This is a genomic window from Methylobacterium sp. FW102-HT35C08, assembly GCF_058790235.1.
The window spans coordinates 70,559-91,415 of the sequence record NZ_JBYTCL010000002.1 but is presented as its reverse complement, the minus strand read 5'-3'; the positions used below and the strand labels follow the sequence as shown (position 1 = coordinate 91,415).

Genomic DNA, 20,857 nt, shown 5'->3' with positions numbered 1-20,857 from the left:
TGCTGTCTGATGCCCCCTACAGCCCAAAGACCGCTCTGGATCGTCCCGCTGACGGTCGCCACCGCGCTGTTCATGGAGAACACCGACTCGACGGTGATCGCCACGGCGCTCCCCAGCATCGCGGCGAGCCTGCACGAAGACCCGATCGCGCTGAAGCTCGCCCTGACCTCCTACCTGGTCAGCCTCGCGATCTTCATCCCGGTGAGCGGCTGGATGGCCGACCGCTACGGGTCGCGGACCGTCTTCCGCGTCGCCCTGGTGGTGTTCATGGCGGGCTCGCTCGCGTGCGCGGCCGCGAACGGTCTGGCCTGGTTCGTCGCGGCGCGGTTCCTCCAGGGCATGGGCGGCGCCATGATGGTGCCGGTCGGGCGCCTGGTGGTGCTGCGCAGCGTGCCGAAATCGCAGCTCGTCACCGCGCTGGCCTACCTGACCTTTCCGGCTCTGGTGGGCCCGGTTCTCGGGCCGCCGGTCGGCGGCCTGATCACCACATGGTTCGATTGGCGGTGGATCTTCTTCATCAACCTGCCGATCGGCTGCGCGGGGATCGTGCTGGCGAGCCTGTATTTCGAGGATATCCGCGAGCCGGAGCGGCCGCCCCTCGACCTGCTCGGCTTCGTGCTGCTCGGCACCGGGCTTGCCGCGCTGATGCTCGGCCTCGCATCGCTGGGCCGCCACCTCCTGCCGTCCGCAATCTCCTGGGGCTGCCTCGCGACGGGGGCGGTCCTGCTGCCGGTCTATTTCGCGCATGCCCGGCGGGTCGCCCATCCGATCGTGCGGCTCGACCTGATCCAGCGCCCGACCTTCCGGGTCGCCGTCATCGGCGGCAGCCTGTTTCGGATCGGCACCGGGGCGATCCCGTTCCTGCTGCCGCTGATGCTGCAGGTCGGCTTCGGCCTCGACGCCCTGCATTCCGGCCTGATCACCTTCGCGGCGGCCGCAGGCGCCATGTTCGTGAAGACCCTGGCGCCCAAGATCCTGCGCCGCACCGGGTTCAGGACGCTGATGGTCTGGAACGCGCTGCTCGCCTCGGTCTTCCTGGCGGTCAACGGGCTCTACACCGCCGAGACGCCCCACTGGATCATGCTGGCCCTGCTGTTCATCGGCGGCTGCTCGCGCTCGGTCCAGTTCACCTGCGTCAACGCCATCGCGTATGCCGATCTTGAATCGCGCGAGATGAGTGCGGCGACCAGTTTCGCGAGCGTCTGCCAGCAGCTCTCGCTGAGCCTCGGCGTCACCCTCGGGGCGCTGGCCCTGGAGGGGACCGCCGCCTGGCACGGGCGGACCCAGATCGAGGCCGGCGATTTCGGGCCGGCCTTCTTCGCGGTGGCGATGATCTCGGCGGCTTCCGTCCTAGGCTTCCGGCAGCTGTCGGCGGATGCCGGAGCCGAGGTCTCCGGCCGGAAGAGGGTCGCGGCGACGCCGCCGTCGGCCGAGATGACGCCGCGGCACGGCTGATCAGGCCGCGGCCCGGGCAGGCTGACGACCGGCCGTGCGCTTGCCCCCGCCGCGCGCCGCTGCACTCTTCGCCGGGGTCTTGGCGGCCGGCTTGGCGCTCGTCGCTGACGCCATCGCACCTGCGCGCCAGCCCTGCCAGCTCCAAGCGCCCGGTCCGGTGAGGGCATACATCAGGAAGCCGCCAGCGAGGCCGAGATCGGCCAGCATCAGCGTGCGCTCGGCGACAGCCGTCGGCCCGATGTAGTGCCAGAAATCGTGGATCACGAAAGCCGTCGCGGTCGCGAACACGGCGAGGGCGAGCCCGGTCAGGCGCGGCAGCACGCCGAGGATCAGCGCCAAGGGCCCGAAGACCTGGACCACCACGGCCGCGGTGGCGACGCCGTTCGGAAACGGCATGCCGTTGCCGGCCAGCGTCAGCGCGAAGCCCGAGACGTTGAGCGCCCGGGCGATCCCGGTGGGCAGCAGCGCGGCGGCGAGCAGCAGACGCGCAGCGAGGAGGGTTCCGTCCTGGGCGCGGGCGATCATGGGCGGGTCCGGTCAGCGGGGATGAGGACCGGAGCTTGACGGTTTTCCGCTGAAGACCGCGTTAAGCCCGAAGCCTCAGCCGCCGACTCCAGCGCGGAACAGCCGGCCCCGTTCCGTCCAGGCCACCACGAGTAGCGCCAGGATGCCCAGGCTCGCGTAACCGATCCCGACCGGCAGCACGGTCCCGTCGAACGCCTGACCGATCACGAAGCCGCACAGGGCGCCCAGGATCGTCGTGTAGAAGCCGAGGAACGACGAGGCGGTGCCGGCGATGGCGCCGAGCGGCTCCAACGCCAGCGCGTTGAAGTTCGGCATCGCGAAGCTCATCAGGAACTGGTTCAGTGCCAGCAGTGTGAGGAACAGCGCCAACGGCGGACGGCCCTGGTAGGCGAAGCCGACGCCGACCTGCACCAGAGCGACCAGCGTGAAGGCGATGATGCCGCCGTGGGACATCGCCCGCATCCCGACCCGCCGGACGACGCGCGCATTGATCAGCGTCGCCGCGCCCATGGCGCCCGCCACCAGCCCGAAGGCCAGGGGAAAGAGCGGGCCGAGATGGTACAGGCCGGTGTCGAACACCTGCTGGGCCGAGCCCACGTAGCCCATGATGCAGCCGGTCATCAGGCCGAGCGCGGTGGTGTAGCCGATGGCGACGCGGGTCCTGAGCGTCAGGCGGATCGCCTCCCAGGTCGCGGCCGGCGAGAGCGGCCGGCGGTATTCCGGATGCAAGGTCTCCGGCATGCGCAGGGAGAACCACAGGGTCAGCCAGAAGGCCAGGACCAGCATCGAGACGAAAACGTAGACCCAGGAGCCCAGCGCCAGCATCAGGCCGCCGATCGCCGGCGCGATCATCGGCACGATCAGGAACACCATCATGGTGAGCGACATGACGCTCGCCATCTCGCGGCCGGAGAAGCGGTCGCGCACGATCGCCACCGACAGCACGCGCCCGCCGGCCGCGCCGATCCCCTGGATGATCCGCGCGGCGAGCAGCCAGCCGAAGCTCGGCGCCACCATGGCGAGGCCGCAGCCGACCACGTAGATCGCGAGGCTCGCGAGCAGGACCGGCCGCCGGCCGAGGGCATCGGAGACCGGCCCATAGACGATCTGCGCGACGCCGAAGCCGATCATGTAGACGTAGACGAGGAGCTGCAGCCGGTTCGGATCCGGCACGCCGAACCGCGCCTCGATCGCCGGGAAGGCCGGCAGCAGGTTGTCGATCGAGATCGCGGTGACCGCCATCATCAGCGCGATGATGGCGACGAACTCGGCAAAGCCCGGCCCCGACCAGGGGCGCGGGGCGCGGACGTCCTGGACCGGCGGCACGGGCCGGATCGCGATGGTCAAGGCGGGCTCTCGGGATGCGCTGGGACGGGCCGGTAAGGGCTCGTCCTTCGCGGCACACTTGTGACAACCGCGCCCGCCCGACGCAGTTCAGGCCGGCAGCGGACGCAGGACCGGCTCGGCGGGCTTGCGCCCCACGAAGGCCGCCATGAGCGCCGCGACCAGGCAGAGCAGGCCCGCCGACACGAAGGCGCCCAGATACGTGCCGGTGTCGGTCCGCACCATGCCGGCGAGCCACGCCGCCGAGGCCGCGCCGATCTGATGGGCGGCCGCGATCCAGCCGAACATCAGCGCGGCGTTCTCCTCACCGAAGGACTTGCCCGCGAGCTGGACGGTGGGCGGCACCGTCGCGATCCAGTCGAGCCCGTAGAAGACCGCGAACAACGACAGGCCGTAGAAGCTGTAGTCGAAGGAATACGGCAGGAAGATCAGCGAGAGGCCGCGCAGCCCGTAATACCACGCCAGGAGCTTGCGCGAATCGAACCGGTCCGTGAGCCAGCCCGACGCCGTGGTGCCGATCAGGTCGCAGATCCCCATCAGCGCGAGGAGACCCGCGGCGGTCACCTCGGCAATGCCGTGATCGATGCAGGCGGGGATGAGGTGCGTGCCGATCAGACCGTTGGTCGAGGCGCCACAGATGAAGAACGTGCCGGCGAGCAGCCAGAAATCCCGGGATTGCAGCCCGATCCGCAGGCCGCGCAGCGCGCGACGCGCCGGGTTCTCCGTGAGGACGGGCGTCGGCGTAATCGCCGCCTCGCCGTAGCGGGGTAGGCCGAGATCGGCCGGACGGTCGCGCAGCAGCAAGGCAGCGAGCGGGATCAGCGCCAGCGTGGCGGCCGCCACAACCAGGGAGACCGAACGCCAGCCCTGCTCGACCGCCAGCGAGGCGAGCACCGGCAGGAAGACGAGCTGGCCGGTGGCGCTGCTCGCCGTCAGCATGCCGAGCACCAGCCCGCGCCGCTTGGCGAACCAGCGCCCCGCCACGGTGGCGCCGAGGACGTTCGCGACCATGCCCGAGCCCGAGCCGACCACGATGCCCCAGAGCAGAACCATCTGCCAGGGCGCGGTCATCAGGCTGGTGGCGGCCGTGCCGACCGCCAGGATGAAGAGGGCACCGCAGACCGAGCGGCGCAGGCCGAACCGCTCGATGATCGCCACCGCGAAGGGACCGATCATCCCGTACAGGAAGATGTTGAGCGCGATCCCGACCCCGATCGTCGCCGCCGTCCAGCCGAATTCGCGCTCCCACGGCACGATCAGCACGCTCGGCGTCGCCCGGACGCCGGCCCCGACGAGCAGGACTAGGAACGTCACCGCGGCGATGATCCAGGCGTAGTGGAGGCGCTGCGCGGGGCGCGTCTCTGAGCGAGCGGGCATGTCGGGCTCCGGTTGAAACGGCTGCTTCTGGTCGATCAGGCGGCGGAAATGAGGGCGTCCGTCAGGGCCACGACCGCCCCGGGTGCGATCCGGGCGTTGATGCGCGCCTGCGCATCCCGCCAGTAAGGCATCGCCGCCGCGATGGCTTCACGCCCCGAATCCGTGAGCGTGACGACGCGTTCGCGGGCATCCGCCGCACCCGCCGCGATCTGCACCAGACCGCGACGCTCCAGCGGATCGAGGTTGCGTCCCATCGTGGTGCGCTCGAGAGCGGCCTCGGCGGCGAGACGCGTCACCGGGCTCGGTCCGAGGCGCTCCAGCAGGCGCAGGATCGCGAATTGCGTCACCCGAAGCCCGGACGGGCGCAGCGCCGCATCGTAGGCCGTCGTCACGGCGCGGGTCGCCCGCCTCAGCGCGGAACAGGTGCAGGGTTCGACCGGCGGTTGGTCTGTCATGATGCGTGTATATGCACGTTTTCTCGGGGATACAATCGACGCCTGACGGTTCGCACCGATCGACACAAACGGGGCGGCAAACTGGTGGGGAGTGTCATCGACACCTCCGATCACGCTGCTATCGCTTAGGCGAGTGACCCGGTTCGGGAGAAGCGCGATGACACTCGAAACTGCGACGGCGTTGTCCTCATCGGAGCAGAAATCGGCCCGCACGGGGCTGATCGATGCGGCTGCCGACATCGTCACCGAGCAGGGCGGACCGGGCGGGTTCGTGCGCGACCTGTTCGGCCGGGTGACGCCCGAGGATCTGGCTCCATACCCCGCCGACGTCCTGGCAGAGCTGGCCGGCCGGGCCCGCGCCTTCCTGGCCGAGCCGCGGCGGACGCAGGATCCCGCCCGGATGCGCCTGGTCGACGCTGAGCTGTCGCGGGCCGGCCGGCGGCACGAACTGACGATCCTGGAAGTCATCAACGACAATCGTCCGTTCCTGCTCGACTCGACCCTCGCGGAGCTGACCGAGCAGGGCCTGTCGCCCCACCTCGTCGCCCACCCGATCCTCGGCGTCGAGCGCGATCCGGACGGCTCCCTGATCCGCGTGGTCGGCGAGACGACGGCGGACGCGCACGGCAGCCTCGCGCGGGAGAGCTTCCTCCACATCCACCTGGACCGGCTGGACACGGAGGCCGGGGAGCGGCTGCTGGACGCCCTCGCGCCGGTCTACCGCGATGTCGCCCTGGCGGCCGTCGACCATGACGCCATGCTGGCGCGCCTGTCGGACCTGGCGACAAATCTCGGCGGGGCACCCACACCGATGCCGCAGGAGGAGACGGCCGAGGCGCGCGCCTTCCTCGACTGGCTGACGGACGGCCAGTTCCTGATCCTCGGGATGCAGCAGCACGGGATCGACGGCGAGGCCCATCCCCTGATCGAGGGGTCGAGCCTCGGCGTCCTGCGCGATCCCGGCGCCACGCCCCTGCGCCGCGGCCGGACGCCGGTCGACTACACGCCCGAGATCCTGGCCTTCCTCGAGGAGCCGCAGCCGCTCATCATCACCAAGGCGAGCGTGCGCTCCCGCGTCCACCGGTCGGCCTATCTCGATTATGTCGGCGTGAAGCTGTTCTCCGCCCACGGCAAGCTCTCGGGCGAGATGCGGATCGTCGGGCTGTTCACCGCCTCCGCCTACACGAGTCCCACCCGCGAAGTGCCGATTCTGCGCCGGAAGGTGCAGTCTGTGGTCCAGCGCGCGGGTCTCGATCCGACGAGCCATGCCGGTCGGAGCCTGCTGGCGGTTCTGGAGAGCTACCCGCGCGACGAGCTGTTCCAGATCGACGTCGAGCGGCTCTACCGCTTCACATTGGCCATCGCCAATCTCGCCGACCGGCCGCGGATCCGGGTGCTGTCGCGGCCGGACCGGTTCGGCCGCTTCGTCTCGCTCCTCGTCTACGTCCCGAAGGACCGCTACGATTCGACGATCCGGCAGCGGATCGGCGGCTTCCTCGCCGAAGCCTACGGCGGACGGCTCAGCGTCGCCTATCCGGACTACCCGGAGGGCCCGCTCGCCCGCATCCACTACATCATCGGCCTGCCCGACCAGGGCGCGCCGGAGCAGGACCCGGCCGCCCTCGAAGCCGGGATCGGGGACTTGGTCCGGACCTGGGGCGACGCATTGCGGGCCGCCCTCGCCGAGGCGCAGGGCGGTGACCGCGCGCGGATCCTGTCCGCGCGCTACGGCGACGCGTTCTCGGCCGCCTACCGCGACAATTTCCAGCCCGAAATCGCGGTGGCGGACGTCGCCATCCTCGAAGGTCTCGGCGGGGCGCAGCCGCGCGCCGTGCATCTCGGTCGCCGGCCATCGGATTCGGATGCGCAGGTCCGCCTGAAGGTATTTTCCCGCGGCACCGCCATCGCCCTGTCCGACCGCGTTCCGGCCCTCGAGAATCTCGGCTTCCGCGTCATCAACGAGCGGACCTACCGGGTCATGCCCGTGGGCGCCGACGAGGCCGATCGTGTCTGGCTGCACGACATGCTGATCGAGCGGGCCACCGGCGCGGCGATCGACCTCGCGGCGCTGGAGCAGCCGCTCGAAGCCGCCATGCTCGCCATCGCGGACGATCTGGCGGAATCCGACGGCTACAACCGGCTCGTCCTCGAGGCCGCCCTGCCCTGGCGCGAGGCCGCCCTGCTCCGGGCGCTCGGGCGGTACCTGCGCCAGCTGCGGATCCGTTACGGTCAGGATTACCTCGCCGGCACGCTGAGCCGGCATGCCGGGATCGCCCGGGCGATCGTCGCACTGTTCCGCACCCGGTTCGACCCGACCCTGACGGGGGATCGCGACGCCCAGCAGGCGGAGGTCCGCGCCGGCATCGAGGCGGCGCTCGCCGAGGTCACCAGCCTCGACGATGACCGGATCCTGCGCCGGTTCGTCAACCTGGTCGAGGCGGCGGTCCGGACCAACTTCTTCCAGACCGGCCCGGACGGAAAGCCCCGGGAGACGATCAGCTTCAAGTTCGCCTGCTCCAAGGTCACGGCGATGCCGCTGCCGCGGCCGCTCTTCGAGATCTTCGTCTACGCGCCCCGCGTCGAGGGCGTGCATCTGCGCTTCGGCTACGTGGCCCGCGGCGGCCTGCGCTGGTCGGACCGGCCGGAGGATTTCCGCACCGAGATCCTGGGCCTCGTGAAGGCCCAGCAGGTGAAGAACGCCGTGATCGTCCCGGTCGGCGCCAAGGGCGGCTTCTTCCCGAAGCGCCTGCCGCCGGCCTCGGACCGCGCCGCCTGGATGCAGGAGGGGACCGAGAGCTACCGGATCTTCATCCGCACGCTCCTCGAACTCACTGACAACATCGTCGACGACGCCATCGTGCCGCCGCCCGACACCGTCCGGCACGACCCCGACGACGCCTATCTGGTGGTCGCCGCCGACAAGGGCACGGCCACCTTCTCGGACATCGCCAACGCCCTCTCGCTGGAGAAGGGCCACTGGCTGGGCGACGCCTTCGCGTCCGGCGGCAGCCAGGGCTACGATCACAAGGGCATGGGCATCACCGCCCGTGGCGCCTGGGAGGCGGTGCGCCGCCATTTCCGCGAGCTCGATGTCGACGTGCAGGCAGATCCGATCGTCACGGTCGGCGTCGGCGACATGTCGGGCGACGTGTTCGGCAACGGCATGCTGCTGTCCGAGAGCATCCGGCTGATCGCGGCCTTCGATCACCGGGACATCTTCCTCGACCCGAACCCCGATGCGGCCGCGAGCTTCGTCGAGCGGCGGCGGCTGTTCGATCTCGGACGCTCCTCCTGGGCCGATTACGACCGGAGCCTGATCTCGGAGGGCGGCGGCGTATTCTCGCGCAGCCTGAAGACCATCCCCCTCTCGGAGCCGGTCCGCGCCGCCCTCGGGTTCGACCGCGCCGAGGCCACGCCCACCGAGCTGATGCAGGCGATCCTGAAGGCCCCGGCCGACCTGCTCTGGTTCGGCGGCATCGGCACCTACGTCCGCGCCACCACGGAGACCGACGAGGATGCCGGCGACCGTGCCAACGATGCCGTGCGGATCACCGGGCCGGAGCTGCGCGCCAAGGTCGTCGGCGAGGGCGCCAATCTCGGCCTGACCCAGCGCGGGCGCATCGAGGCGGCGCGCGCGGGCGTCCGGCTCAACACCGACGCGATCGACAACTCGGCCGGGGTCAACACCTCGGACGTCGAGGTGAACATCAAGATCGCGCTCATGACGCCCGAGCGGGACGGCCGCCTGAGCTACGAGGCGCGCAACGCCCTGCTAGCCGCCATGACCGACGAGGTCGGGCACCTCGTCCTGCGCAACAATGAATTGCAGACCCTCGCCCTGTCGCTTGCCCAGCGCGGCGGTCTCGACGAGACCGGCTTCGCGATGCGGACCATGCAGGCACTTGAGGGCGACGGACGGCTCGACCGCGCGGTCGAGTTCCTGCCCGACGATGCCGCGCTGACCGAACGCATGCGCCGGAACGAGGGGCTGACCCGTCCGGAATACGCGGTGCTCCTGGCCTACGCCAAGCTGTCGCTGCACGATGCGATCCTCGACAGCGCCGTGCCGAACGACCCGTATTTCGACCGCGAGCTGCAGCGCTACTTCCCCAAGGCGTTGCGCGAGCAGTTCCCGGATTCGGTGCAGGGGCATCGCCTGCGGCGCGAAATCATCGCCACCGCGCTGGCGAACATCATCGTCAACCGAGGCGGCCCCTCGCTGATCACACGCCTCGTCGACGGGACGGGTGCCGATGCCGCGACCATCGCCAAGGCCTATGCGGTGACCCGCGATGCGTTCGGGCTGATGGAGCTGAACCTCGCCATCGACAGCCTTGCCGGCCGCATCTCCGGTCAGGGCCAGCTCGGTCTGTACGCGGAGGTCCAGGGTCTGCTGCTCAACCGGATCGTCTGGTTCATCCGGAATCTCGATCTGAGCGGTGGCCTCGACCCGGTGGTCGCCCGCTACCGCGACGGCATCGCCGCCGTGGAGGCGGCGCTTCCAAAAGTTCTCGGCGAGGAGGCTCTCGCGGCCATCGGAGCCCGGGAGGCGGAGCTGGCCGGGCTCGGCATGGCGCCGGCCCAGGCCCGGCGCCTCGCTTCGCTGAGCGCCCTCATCTCTGCCCCCGACATCGTCCGGGTCGCCGAGGCGAGCGGGCGGCCGGTGGAGGCGGTGGCGGCGACGCACTTCGCGCTGGAGCACGCCTTCCGGCTGGACGACCTCGCGGCCGCGGCGCGGACCGTACCGGTCGCCGACACGTTCGACCGCGTTGCGCTGGAGCGCGCGGTCGCAGGCATCGGGGCGGCGCATCGCAAGCTGACGGCCGAAGTCGTGACCGATCTGGGCGCCGGTCCGGACGCGGTCGAGGCCTGGGCGAAGGCCCGGGGTGCGCCGCTGGCGCGCATCCGCGAGGCGGTGGACGCCATCGGCGATTCCAGCCTCACGGTCTCGAAGGTCACCGTGGCGGCGAGCCTTCTCGGTGACCTCGTCCGGAGCGATTAGAGGCGGTCGCTTCCGCGATCACGGCCTCGTCGCGGACGGCGACAGCATGCGCCGGCCGGTCCGGCTGACGGCCGTGAGCACCAGTCCGAGGCCGACCAAGGATACGGCCGCGGCAATCAGGGGAAGCTGGGCGTAGCCCGCCCCCAGCGTCAGGGCCGTACCGCCGATCCAGGCGCCGGTCGCGTTGCCGAGGTTGAACGCGCCCTGGTTCAGGGTGGAGGCGAGGTTCGGGGCGTCGCTCGCGGCTTCAACCACCCAGATCTGGAGCGGGGAGACCAGCGCGAAGACCAGGGCCGACCACAGGACCAGCACCGCCAGCGTCATGCCCGGATGATGGGCGACCGCGGCGAGCAGGAGCAGCGCCGCGACGATCCCCAGGAAGCTCCCGATGATCGTCGCCATCTGCCCGCGATCGGCGAACAGACCCCCGGCGAGGTTCCCGATCGTCAGGCCCATGCCGGCGGCGAACAGCACGCCGGTCACACCCTGTGGCGAGTACCCGCTCACGCCGGTCAGGAACGGCGTGATGTAGGTGAACACCGTGAAGAAGCTCACCGAGGACAGGGTCGAGATCAGCATCGGTCGCAGCACCGGCCAGCGGCCGAGCGCGCGGAACTCGCTCACCAGCCGGCCGCGCGCGCCCGGGAGCCCGGCCGGTACGCAGAGCTGGATCGCAAGGCCGGCCGCGAGGCCGATCGCCACCACGGCCCAGAACGTCGCCCGCCACCCGACGGCCTGTCCAAGGGCGGTGCCGAGGGGCACGCCGAGCACGTTGGCGAGCGTGAGGCCCGCGAACATCAGGGAGACCGCCTGGGTGCGCTTCTCCCGGGGCACCAGATCCCGGGCGACCACGGCGCCGATGCCGAAGAACGCGCCGTGCGCGAAGGCTGTGAGGATTCGCGCCGCCATGAGCAGGCCGTAGCTCGGGGCCAGGGCGCAGCCGAGATTTCCGATCAGGAAGACGCCCATGAGGGCGAGCAGTGCGGTCTTGCGCGGCATGCCCGCGGTCGCGATCGCTACGATCGGTGCCCCGACCACGACGCCCATCGCATAGCCCGAGACGAGGTAACCGGCCTGCGGGATCGTGACGCCGAAGCTCTGCGCCACCTCCGGCAGCAGCCCCATGATGACGAATTCGGTCGTGCCGATCCCGAACGAGGCGACGGCAAGAGCGAGAATCGGCAGTGGCGGCACGCGGTCATTCTCCGGCGCAGGATCTTCGCACGATTGTGCGGAGCAACATGCGCAGGATGGCAGCGTGGGACGTTCTGCCTAGCCGAAAGGACGCGGCGCACGGTTGCGCGACGCGCACGCGCAGGCTTTTGCCGGGTTGGCCGTTAATACAGCGTCGCGCAGCCCGTCTTCGCCTGAAGCATCTGCGCCTGACACAGCCGTTTTGAACGCCCGACGCACTCTCAGAGCGAGCCGCTGCTGCCAGAAGCAGCGGCGGAGGATCGGACTTCTACTCTGCCGGCGCTTTCCGTCGGGCCCGCGCCTTCCGTGTTGCCGCCGCCGGTGCCTCTGCAGGTGCCGATGATGCACCGCGGTGCTTGCGGCGCTGCTGACCGAGCCCCAGGGCGCGAGCAAGCTCGGAACGTTGGGCCGAGTAACTCGCCGCGGTCATCGGGTAGTCGCGCGGCAGCCCCCACTTCTCCCGGTAGGCTTCGGGCGAGAGCCCGCGCAACGTCAAGTGCCGACGGAGGGTCTTGTACGGCTTGCCGTCCTCGAAGCTGACGATGTGATCGTGCGTGACCGACTTCCGAATCTGAGCCGGACTCAGCTTTTCGACGGTCGATTTGGATGTTCGTCCGGCAGTCGAGAGACTGTCTAGAGCGGCGTGGATCACGCCGATCAGGCCCGCCAACTCCGACGACGGTACCGAGTTGTTCGACACATAGGCCGCGATGATATCCACCGCGAGCTCAACGTGCTCAGCATGCCCGCTGACTGTGCTTTCGTTCACGGCCCACCTCTATCTTTGTAATGATTCGGACCAATCAATCCCTCGCGGATACGATTGAATTCTGGAAGACAATATCTGATTGTAAAACAAATCTCAATCGGCTGTGCCGTGTCGACCGAAGGTTCTGAGGCAGATTTCAAGTGCCGTCAGCCTCGGCCGTTGACGCTGCATTAACCATGAGTCCGCTAGCCTTCGTTAACCATGCCGATGACCAGTTTGGCTGCGGCGTGACCAGTGAATCCCAGCCCTCGGTGCTCGGGACTTTGGCGGGGACCGTGATCAGGTGCGGACGGCTGGGGCTGACCGGCGGAAACGACAGGAGATGCGGCTCGCTGTCGCTGCGCTGGCGCTCGCGTTCGCGGCCTCCCCTGCGCGTGCCCAGCGCTTCGACGCCACCAGCCCCGTTACGGGGCAGCCCGACAACCCGGGCGTCGGCCAGGACACCGCCCCCAACGGCTTGCCGGCGCTACGGCGGCGGATCCCGGACGGTCTCTCGCGCGACGACGGGCGCGGCTCTCCGGGCGGCGACGCGACAAGCGGCGACCAGACCGGCGGCGACAGCCTGAGCTCGCCGCTCTCGCCTCCAACGATCCCGACACAGACGCAAGGGCAGCCGGGCGTCTCGCAGCTCAACACACGCATCACCAGCGGCGGTCAGCGCACCGGCGGCAGCGGCACGACGCCAAGCAATCTGGCGCCGTCAAATCTTCTCCGGACCCGGGCGGCGCCACCGCGGCGGATCGGGTCGGCGACCCGCAGGGTCACCCAGGAAGTCACGCAGGTCCCGAGCCCGGCGTTACGGCTGACGCCGATCATTCAGCAGCCCGTGGTCGGGGTTCCCCTGCCGCCGGTGGCGGCGCCCGTCCGAACGATCCTTCCGCTCCTGGCGATCTCCCCGGCCCTCGGCCTTCTGACGCCGGGCTTCATTCTCGGCACCGACTTGGCGCGCGCGATCCCGACGGATCCCGCCTACGCGCCGATCGGCTACCAGTTCGGAAGCTTCACCATACTGCCGACCTTCGCGCAGAGCCTCGGCTACGATTCAAATCCGGACCAGACGAGCCGGCAATTCGCCAAGGGCTCGGTGGCGCTTCGTACCGACGCCTCCCTCGATTTCCAGAGCAACTGGTCCTCGAGTTCGTTTCAGGGCTCCTTGCGCGGCTCGTACCTCGAGACGCCCCAGAACGAGGCCGCGAGCCGCCCGGCCGCCGACGGAGTCGTGCGCCTGCGGATCGACGCCAACCGGGACCTGCACATCGACGCGGAGGGCCGGTTCCTCGTCGATACGCAGCGGACGGGAAACCCCAACCTGCTGGCCGCCGCCGGCAACGTCCAGATCGCGACCGCGACCAGCCGACCGCTGCTTGCCGTCTACGGCGCGTCGCTCGGGGCGACCGAGACCTTCAATCGTCTGTCGGTCACGCTGCGCGGCTCGGTCGACCGCTCGGAGTTCGACAATGCCCGCCTTTCGGACGGGACAATCATCAACCAGTCCGACCGAAACCTGAACCAGTACAGCCTGCAGCTTCGCACCGCGTTCGAAGTCAATCCAGACTTCAGCCCGTTCGTCGATATCACCGGCGATACGCGCGTCTACGATCTCCGCCGCGATACGACCGGCGTCCAGCGGGATTCCGATGGAATATCTCTGGCGGTCGGCGCGAGCTTCGGGCTCGCGCGGTCCCTGACGGGCGAGATCTCGGCCGGGATCCAGCATCGGACCTACGTCGATCCGACCCTGCGCGACATCAACGCGCCGCTGGTCAACGCGGCCCTGGTCTGGTCGGCGAGCCCGCTCACGACGGTCCGACTGACGGCCGCGACCGGTGTCACCGAAACCACGATCCCGGGCTCCAGCGGCATCTTCACGGATGTCGCGACGCTGGAGGTCCAGCACGACCTGCTGCGCAACCTGTCGCTCGTGGTCGGCGGCTCGTTCCTGCAAAACGTTTATCAAAACAGCACGATCCGGGAGAACGGCTTCTCCGCGACCGCGCGGCTCGACTACCATTTCACCCGCTGGCTGACCCTCAGGGGCACCTACATCTACCAGCAGATCAACAGTACGCAGGTGGGTTCGAGCTTCCGGGACAACACGTTCCTGCTCGGCTTGCGGGTCAACCCGTAATCCGGATCAGAACCGCTCTACCCAGGGACGCAGCTCAAGCTCCGACGTCCAAGCGCTCCGATCCTGGCGCAGCAGGTCGCGGTAGCCTCGCGCGATGGCATCCGGATCGAGGTGGCTGTCGGGAGCGTCGGCCGGCTCGCCGCCGCGGTCGGGATTCCGGATCGCGCCGTCGATGACGATGTGGGCGACGTGAATGCCCTGCGGCTGCAATTCGCGGGCGAGGCTCTGTCCCAGCCCCCGCAGGCCGAATTTGCCCATGGCGAACGGTGCCGAGCCCGCGAACCCCTTCACGCTCGCCGACGCGCCCGTGAGCAGTATCGCCCCGTGGCGGTGCGGCAGCATGCGGCGCGCCGCGGCCTGCGCCACCAGGAAACCGCCATACGCCGACACCATCAGCGACCGGGCGACCGCGTCCGGATCCAGATCCGCGATGGAGCCGCGCAGCCGCCCGCTGGCATTGTAGATCACGACGTCCGGGGCGCCCCCGAGGGCCGGCTCCAGCCGCGCGAACAGCGCCTCGACCTCGGCAGGCCGGCTCGCATCGCAGGCATGCACGGCCGCACCGGTCTCGGCGGCCAGGGCGGCGAGCTTCTCGACGTTCCGTGCCGCGAGACCGATCTTCAAGCCGTCCGCCGCCAGAAGCCTCGCGAGCGAGGCACTCAGGCCGGAGCCGGCGCCGACGATCAGGGCACGTGCATAGGTCGGGATCATCGTGCTGGCCTCCGGTACTACGAGAAGGTGGGACCTGGGCCGGCATCCGCCAGTCCTATGTCCGTTTCTCCGCGAAGAACGCGCGCAGCAGTTCGGCCGCCTCGCGCTCGCGAAATCCGCCATAGACTTCCGGCGCATGATGGCAGGTTGCCTGGTTGAAGACACGCGGACCGTGCTCGACGCCGCCGCCCTTCGGATCGGCCGCGCCGTAATAGAGCCGCCGGATCCGCGCGAAGGAGATCGCGCCCGCGCACATCGGGCAGGGCTCCAGGGTCACGTAGAGGTCACAGCCGACCAGACGCTCGTCGCCGATCGCCGCGCAGGCCGCGCGGATGGCCAGGATCTCGGCGTGCGCCGTTGGGTCCAGGAGACGCCGCGGCTGGTTGTGCGCGACGGCCAGGAGCACGCCGTCCCGCACGACCGCGGCGCCGACCGGCACCTCGCCGGCAGCGCCCGCGGCCCGCGCCGCCGCGAACGCGTGGTCGAGGGCGGTCAGCGAAGCCGATGCGTCCAACCTCGGAGCGTGGATCGGATCTGCTGCCAAGATGTTCCTATCCCATCGCCGATGCGGGCCTTCACGAATGCGGCTGCTTAACACAGGGCAATGTTAAGGCCTGGAACATTCGAGCGACCGTGACCGTTTGTTGAATGAACGCGGCGCCGCCGCAGCAACCACAAGGACATCGCCATGAGCAGCTCCACCGACAAGATCAAGGGCGCCGCCAACGAGGCTCTCGGCAAGGCCAAGCAGGGCATCGGCGACGTGTCCGGCAACGACAAGATGAAGGCCGAGGGTGCGGCTCAGGAGCTCAAGGGCAAGGCCCAGGGCACTGTCGGCGACGCGAAGAGCGCCGTGAAGTCGGCGACCGACAAGCTCTGATCATATAGCCTCAACTGGAACGGGACCCGCTCTTTACGGGTTCCAACCTTGGATCGACTTGAACAACGCGAGGATGCCATGATCGGCTGGGCAGTCACATTTCTCGTCGTCGCATTGATCGCCGCTCTGCTCGGCTTCGGCGGCATCGCGGGCACCGCCATGGAGGCGGCCAAGATCGTCTTCTTCGTGGCGATTGCCTTGTTCCTTATCTCGGCAGTGTTCGGCGTAATGCGCGGCCGCTCGCCGAGACTCTGACGCCAGCGGTCCGGCATTCGCTGCGGGGGCGGTCCATGGGCCGCCCCTTTTGCGTGCGGGCCTCGTCTCAATGCGGCTGCAGAACCCGTCTCGCCTGACAGTACGGGCTCTGGTAAGGCCCTGGTATGAACGACGTGCCGAACGACAAGACGCCGGAGGGTTCCGACCGCCCGGACCCCGAGATCTCGCGCGGTAAGGGCTGGACGCCTGCGACCGATGCGGGCAGCGAAGACCAAGACCGCGAGCGCGCCAAGGCCGCTCCGCGCAAGAGTGCGGCGGACCCGAAGACGCCCCGGCCTGAGCCCGACAGCGTGACCGTCGATGAGGCTGCGGCCTCGACCCCGCCGGGCGAGCGCATCGCGAAGGCGATGGCGCGGGCCGGCATCGCCTCGCGGCGCGACGCCGAGACGATGATCCTGGCCGGCCGGGTCAGCGTCAACGGCGAGACCCTGACCTCACCGGCGCGCAACATCACCGAAGACGACCGGATCCTGATCGACGGCGAGCCGATGCCGTTGCGGGAGCGGAGCCGCCTGTGGATCTTCCACAAGCCGCGCGGTGTCGTCACGACGGCGCGTGATCCCGAGGGTCGGCAGACGGTCTTCGACATCCTGCCCGAGGATCTGCCCCGGGTCGTCGCCATCGGGCGCCTTGACATCAACACCGAGGGGCTGCTGCTGCTGACCAATGACGGCGGTCTCGCCAAAGTGATCGCTCATCCCGACACCGGTTGGCTGCGCCGGTACCGCGTTCGCGCGCACGGGGATACCGACCAGGCCCAGCTCGACCGGCTCGCCAAGGGCGTGACCATCGAGGGCATGGAATACGGCCCGGTCGAGGCCAGCCTCGATCGCGTTCAGGGCGACAACGTCTGGCTGACGCTGGGCCTCCGCGAGGGCAAGAATCGCGAGGTCAAGCGGATCCTCGAGCATCTCGGCCTCTCGGTGAACCGTCTCATCCGGCTGTCCTTCGGGCCGTTCCAACTCGGCGACCTGGAGGTCGGCCTCGCCGAGGAGGTGCGGACCCGCGTGCTCAAGGATCAGCTCGGCAAGGCGCTGTCCGAGCAGGCCGGCGTCGATTTCGAGAGCCCGGTGCGCGAGCCCATCACGCCGTTCGGCGGACCTAAGAAGGCCGATTCCACCGCCAAGCCCGCGCAGGCATCAAGCGCCGGCCGCCGCAACGCCGCCCGTCCGGCACCGGCGCCGCGTGTTTCGACGGGCGGGTCGGGCTCCAATCCGCGCAACGCGTCGTGGCGGGATGAGGACGCCGCGAAGCCGCGCGGGACGCGCGTGCCGCGCCGGGGTGCCGACCCGCGCGCCGCGCAGGCGAGCGCCGCGGAACGGGGCCGCGAACGGGTCGGCTCGATCCGCGCCGGCGAGCGCCGGGTCGTCGTCGAGCGTCTTTCGGCGACGCCGGTCGAGGCCGCGCCCGCCATCAAGCCGCGCCGCCGCTACGCCGAGGACGGACCGTCCGAGCGACCGCCGCGCCGCGAGGGCGGACGCCCGGGACGGGATGCCGGGCCATCCGGCGAGCGAGGCTTTGCGCCCCGCGGCGAGCACCGATCGGGACCGCGTGGCGACCGCAGACCTGACTCGCGCGGCGAGCGCGGTGAGGGCGAACGTCCGCGTCGTGACATGGCGCGGTCTGCCGACGGTCCGCGCGGCCAGGTTCGACAGGACGAGCGCCGTGGTCCCAGACCGGACGGTCGGCCCGGGAAATCCTTCGGATCTGGCCCTTCCGAGGGCGGGCCGCGGGCGAAGGGTGGATTCCGGTCCGAGAGAGCGGACTCGCCGGCTAGCAAACCGCGCTTCGGTGGCCCCAAGCCGGGCGGTTCCAGGCCGGGCGGCTTCGCCGGCAAAGGCGCCGGCAAAGGGGGAGGTACGGGCGGCGGCAACGCGCGCCCCGGCGGACGGCCCGGTACGTCACGGGGCGGCGCCAAGCCCGGCGGCGGACGACCGCCGCGCGGGACACGATGAGGATTGTCGGCGGGGCGTGGCGGGGCAGACGACTCGCAACACCGCGCACCGACGCGATCCGGCCGACCTCGGACCGCCTCCGCGAGTCGCTGTTCAACGTGCTGCTGCACGCCTACGACGAAACCTTCACGGGCGCGCGGGTCCTCGACCTCTTCGCCGGCACCGGGGCGCTCGGCTTCGAGGCGCTCTCGCGTGGGGCCGCCTACGCGCTGCTGGTCGATGAAGGCGCCGAGGCCCGCGCGGTCATTCGCGCCAACATCGAGGCGCTGGGCGCTGAGGGTGTGACCCGGCTTTTCCGCCGGGACGCCACGCGTCTGGGACCTGCCGGCTCGGCCGGCCAATTCTCCCTCGTGTTCTGCGATCCGCCCTACAGCCGCGATCTGGCGCCGCGCGCGCTCGCGAGTGCAGCCGCGGGGGCATGGCTGACACACGGCGCCCTGGCGGTGGTCGAAGAGGCCGAAGGCGCGTCGGTCACGTGGCCGGAGGGGTTCACCGAACTCGAACGCCGCGTCTATGGGGAGACCGCCGTAAGCTTCGCGCGATACGCCGCATGAACGTGGTTCAGCAAGCCTCCACCAACTCGCCATCGGGTCCGATATGGATCGCGAGCCAGATCGTCGGCGACTCGGTCCGTTCCACGCGATGCCGGCGATGCGCCGCGATCAGGACGGCGTCTCCTGCAACGAGGTGTTGCGGCTCCGCCTCGTCGGCGAATCGCAGATCGGCGGAGCCCGCCAGGACCGCCACCCATTCCGCCTGCGGCTGATCATAGTAGAAGCCCGGCGGGCTCGCTTGGCCGGTGGAGACAATACGCTCCACGCGCAGCCCCGGCACGGCGAGAAGCACGGACACGACCTCCTCGGGAGAGTCGGCGGGTAGGTCCGCCAGGAGGTTGATGACGTTCGTCGGGGACTTCATCGCCCTACCCCTGCGCGACCCGGCGGTCCGGCGCGCTGGGGCTCACCCGGCGCATGCGGCTCGATCGACGGCGATCAGGCGCCTTTGGCAGCGTCGCGCGAGTCGGATTCGCGAGAGGGCGCCTCGTCGGTCGCCCGGCTCTGTCCGACCCGAGCCGCGGACTTCACCAACGACAGCACGTCGCGACGCATCTGATCGTCGGCAATCTGATTATAGGCGCGCAGAAGCTCGACGGCGCCGGAGATGCGCAGCAGAGCCGGCCCGCTGTCGCCCGCCACTTCCGGCTCGGGCTCGAAGAAGCTCGACACCGGGACACCCAGCCGCTCGGCGATCGCCTGGAGGCGGCCCGCCCCGACCCGGTTCTTGCCCGTCTCGTACTTCTGAACCTGCTGGAAGCTCACGCCCAGCGCGCTGGCCAGCGCCGACTGGCTCAGCCCGTTCGCGGCCCGCAGGAATGCGATGCGGCTGCCGACCCCGTGATCGATGGCCGTGGTCTGCTTCGGCTTGAGGGTGGGATTGGCCATGTGAGGTAGTCCGAACGTCGTGTCAGTTGAAAGGCATGCTCGGCTGGACCAATGCCGCCGACAACAACCCTCAGGTGCTTCATCGCGCGGCGGAGATCCCGGCCTGACGGCCGTTGATGCCACAGTCCCGCCGCGCACGCAACGAATGGTCACGCTCGTGAAATCTCAGGTCATCAGCATATCCGATCCGCGCATGACGTGACGGCCCGCTAGACCAATGAAATCCTTGATTCACGCCCATGGAAAACGAGCAAAAGTACGCAGAGATTGACTATCGAATATTTGATCACGCCGACGAAATTTTACGGCATCGGGGTGTGGGTCGACGGATCGATTGCGGTCGCCCGCGACGTTCTCTCGAGCAGCCAGACGAATCCGCGGGCAGGCCGCGATCGGCACCGCTCTCACGCGGCCGGACCGAGCCAGTCGGTCACGATCTTGAGTTGATCGTCATCCAGCAATGCGGGCGCGTGGCCGCAATCCGGAATCTCGACACGCTCCGTCGGCGGGCCGCGCCGCGTCATCTCGTCGGCCGTCGAAGCCAGGAGCAGGTCCGATTGCGCGCCGCGCAGCAGCAGGACAGAACAGGTGATCGCGTCCCAGTCGCGCCACATGCTGACGCTGTAGACCCGCCCGGGCCGGAAAGCGTCGCCGATGCCGGGATCGTAATGCGGGCGCCATCCGCCATGCGGTTCGCGGAAGAAGCTGTGCTTGGCGATGTGGCGCCACTGCTCGTCGGTCAGCGATCCGAACGCGGCCAGCACGGTGCGCAGGCGCGATTCGCCCGAGGCGAGGTTGTGGTGCAATCGCGGCGCGTCGCGCAGGCGCGAGCCGATGTGGCGGATCGGCGCCCAGGGCAGGAACGGGCCGATGTCGTTGATCACCATGCGGCGGATCGGCGTGTTGGCCGCCGCGGCCAGAACCATGCCGGTCAGGCCGCCCAATGAGGTCCCGACCCAATCGATCTTCCCGGGAACGCGGAGATGGGCGATCAGCGCCGCCATGTCGGCGGCGTATTGCGGCAGGGCGTAATGTTCTGGATCCTTCAGCCACCCGCTGAGGCCACGCCCGGGCAGGTCCGGGCAGACGACCCGGTAGCCCATCTTGGCCAGCCGGTAGCCCAGAGGATCGAAGTCGCGGCCCTGCCGGCTCAGGCCGTGGACGCAGACGACCACGTGCGGGCTGTCCGGATCCCCCCATTCGACATAGGCGATCCGGTGGAAGTCGTGCGGCGCGTAGGCCCAGAACTGCCCGGTCCGGAACGGCACGTCGGCACGGCTGAGATCGTCCAGACGCGGCATCGTTGCGGCCGGACCCGCCGCGACCTGCCCCCCCGAGAGCATG

Annotated in this window: 18 protein-coding genes; 7 read left to right on the top strand and 11 right to left on the bottom strand. The window is 69.7% G+C overall.

The features are described 5' to 3' along the window. Nucleotides 1-9 precede the first annotated feature (9 nt). On the top strand, nucleotides 10-1,455 hold the full coding sequence (locus AC3WSN_RS00530; protein ID WP_492535602.1) for an MFS transporter: 1,446 nt from the start codon (nucleotides 10-12) through the stop codon (nucleotides 1,453-1,455). On the opposite strand, the gene AC3WSN_RS00525 is transcribed toward AC3WSN_RS00530, so the two are convergent. The 4 genes from AC3WSN_RS00525 to AC3WSN_RS00510 form a co-directional block, all read right to left on the bottom strand. Beyond that, nucleotides 1,456-1,980, bottom strand: a complete 525-nt coding sequence (locus AC3WSN_RS00525) for a DoxX family protein (protein WP_492535600.1) — start codon at nucleotides 1,978-1,980, stop codon at nucleotides 1,456-1,458. A 75-nt stretch (nucleotides 1,981-2,055) separates the two neighbouring features. Further along, nucleotides 2,056-3,327: a multidrug effflux MFS transporter gene (locus tag AC3WSN_RS00520; protein WP_192706903.1), complete on the bottom strand. Its 1,272-nt coding sequence runs from the start codon at nucleotides 3,325-3,327 to the stop codon at nucleotides 2,056-2,058. An 87-nt stretch (nucleotides 3,328-3,414) separates the two neighbouring features. Beyond that, entirely contained in the window at nucleotides 3,415-4,701 is a 1,287-nt protein-coding gene (locus tag AC3WSN_RS00515) for an MFS transporter (RefSeq protein WP_492535598.1), read from the bottom strand. A gap of 35 nt (nucleotides 4,702-4,736) precedes the next feature. Beyond that, nucleotides 4,737-5,156, bottom strand: coding sequence for a MarR family winged helix-turn-helix transcriptional regulator (locus tag AC3WSN_RS00510; protein ID WP_192706901.1), 420 nt, complete (start codon nucleotides 5,154-5,156; stop codon nucleotides 4,737-4,739). 157 nt (nucleotides 5,157-5,313) lie between these two features. On the opposite strand from AC3WSN_RS00510, the gene AC3WSN_RS00505 reads away from it, so the two are divergent. Next, complete coding sequence (locus tag AC3WSN_RS00505; protein WP_492535596.1) at nucleotides 5,314-10,158, top strand: NAD-glutamate dehydrogenase; 4,845 nt, start codon at nucleotides 5,314-5,316, stop codon at nucleotides 10,156-10,158. A gap of 18 nt (nucleotides 10,159-10,176) precedes the next feature. On the opposite strand, the gene AC3WSN_RS00500 is transcribed toward AC3WSN_RS00505, so the two are convergent. Both AC3WSN_RS00500 and AC3WSN_RS00495 read right to left on the bottom strand, forming a co-directional pair. After that, nucleotides 10,177-11,352, bottom strand: a complete 1,176-nt coding sequence (locus tag AC3WSN_RS00500) for an MFS transporter (protein WP_492535594.1) — start codon at nucleotides 11,350-11,352, stop codon at nucleotides 10,177-10,179. Nucleotides 11,353-11,620: 268 nt separating this feature from the next. Continuing rightward, entirely contained in the window at nucleotides 11,621-12,121 is a 501-nt protein-coding gene (locus tag AC3WSN_RS00495; RefSeq protein ID WP_492535592.1) for a Ros/MucR family transcriptional regulator, read from the bottom strand. Between the two features lie 322 nt (nucleotides 12,122-12,443). On the opposite strand from AC3WSN_RS00495, the gene AC3WSN_RS00490 reads away from it, so the two are divergent. Beyond that, nucleotides 12,444-14,249: an outer membrane beta-barrel protein gene (locus AC3WSN_RS00490; RefSeq protein ID WP_492535590.1), complete on the top strand. Its 1,806-nt coding sequence runs from the start codon at nucleotides 12,444-12,446 to the stop codon at nucleotides 14,247-14,249. A gap of 6 nt (nucleotides 14,250-14,255) precedes the next feature. Here AC3WSN_RS00490 and AC3WSN_RS00485 read toward each other — a convergent pair whose 3' ends face one another. Together AC3WSN_RS00485 and AC3WSN_RS00480 are read right to left on the bottom strand one after the other, a co-directional pair. Then, nucleotides 14,256-14,960: an SDR family NAD(P)-dependent oxidoreductase gene (locus AC3WSN_RS00485; RefSeq protein ID WP_192706896.1), complete on the bottom strand. Its 705-nt coding sequence runs from the start codon at nucleotides 14,958-14,960 to the stop codon at nucleotides 14,256-14,258. A 55-nt stretch (nucleotides 14,961-15,015) separates the two neighbouring features. After that, nucleotides 15,016-15,474 carry a nucleoside deaminase gene (locus AC3WSN_RS00480; RefSeq protein WP_373622314.1) on the bottom strand — a complete coding sequence of 153 codons (459 nt, stop codon included), beginning with the start codon at nucleotides 15,472-15,474 and terminating at the stop codon, nucleotides 15,016-15,018. A 174-nt stretch (nucleotides 15,475-15,648) separates the two neighbouring features. Here AC3WSN_RS00480 and AC3WSN_RS00475 point away from each other — a divergent pair, with 174 nt between their 5' ends. The 4 genes from AC3WSN_RS00475 to rsmD all read left to right on the top strand — a co-directional run bounded on the left by AC3WSN_RS00475 (nucleotide 15,649) and on the right by rsmD (nucleotide 18,625). Further along, nucleotides 15,649-15,840 (top strand): CsbD family protein, encoded by a 192-nt coding sequence (locus tag AC3WSN_RS00475; RefSeq protein WP_492535588.1) that lies wholly within the window; start codon nucleotides 15,649-15,651, stop codon nucleotides 15,838-15,840. Between the two features lie 78 nt (nucleotides 15,841-15,918). After that, the gene (locus tag AC3WSN_RS00470) at nucleotides 15,919-16,095 is read left to right on the top strand and encodes a DUF1328 domain-containing protein (RefSeq protein WP_010683547.1); all 177 of its coding nucleotides are present in this window, start codon (nucleotides 15,919-15,921) and stop codon (nucleotides 16,093-16,095) included. A gap of 125 nt (nucleotides 16,096-16,220) precedes the next feature. Then, nucleotides 16,221-18,071 carry a pseudouridine synthase gene (locus AC3WSN_RS00465; RefSeq protein WP_492535585.1) on the top strand — a complete coding sequence of 617 codons (1,851 nt, stop codon included), beginning with the start codon at nucleotides 16,221-16,223 and terminating at the stop codon, nucleotides 18,069-18,071. After that, on the top strand, nucleotides 18,068-18,625 hold the full coding sequence (gene rsmD, locus AC3WSN_RS00460; protein ID WP_492535584.1) for a 16S rRNA (guanine(966)-N(2))-methyltransferase RsmD: 558 nt from the start codon (nucleotides 18,068-18,070) through the stop codon (nucleotides 18,623-18,625). The genes AC3WSN_RS00465 and rsmD overlap by 4 nt, the downstream gene beginning before the upstream one ends. 7 nt (nucleotides 18,626-18,632) lie before the next feature. Here the strand turns inward: rsmD and AC3WSN_RS00455 are convergent, their stop codons facing one another. From AC3WSN_RS00455 to AC3WSN_RS00445, 3 genes are all read right to left on the bottom strand, one after another. Beyond that, on the bottom strand, nucleotides 18,633-18,989 hold the full coding sequence (locus tag AC3WSN_RS00455) for a cupin domain-containing protein (protein ID WP_492535582.1): 357 nt from the start codon (nucleotides 18,987-18,989) through the stop codon (nucleotides 18,633-18,635). 74 nt (nucleotides 18,990-19,063) lie between these two features. Continuing rightward, on the bottom strand, nucleotides 19,064-19,513 hold the full coding sequence (locus tag AC3WSN_RS00450) for a helix-turn-helix domain-containing protein (RefSeq protein WP_192706890.1): 450 nt from the start codon (nucleotides 19,511-19,513) through the stop codon (nucleotides 19,064-19,066). Nucleotides 19,514-19,917: 404 nt separating this feature from the next. Next, nucleotides 19,918-20,856, bottom strand: a complete 939-nt coding sequence (locus AC3WSN_RS00445; RefSeq protein WP_373622868.1) for an alpha/beta fold hydrolase — start codon at nucleotides 20,854-20,856, stop codon at nucleotides 19,918-19,920. Between the last annotated feature and the right edge of the window lies 1 nt (nucleotide 20,857).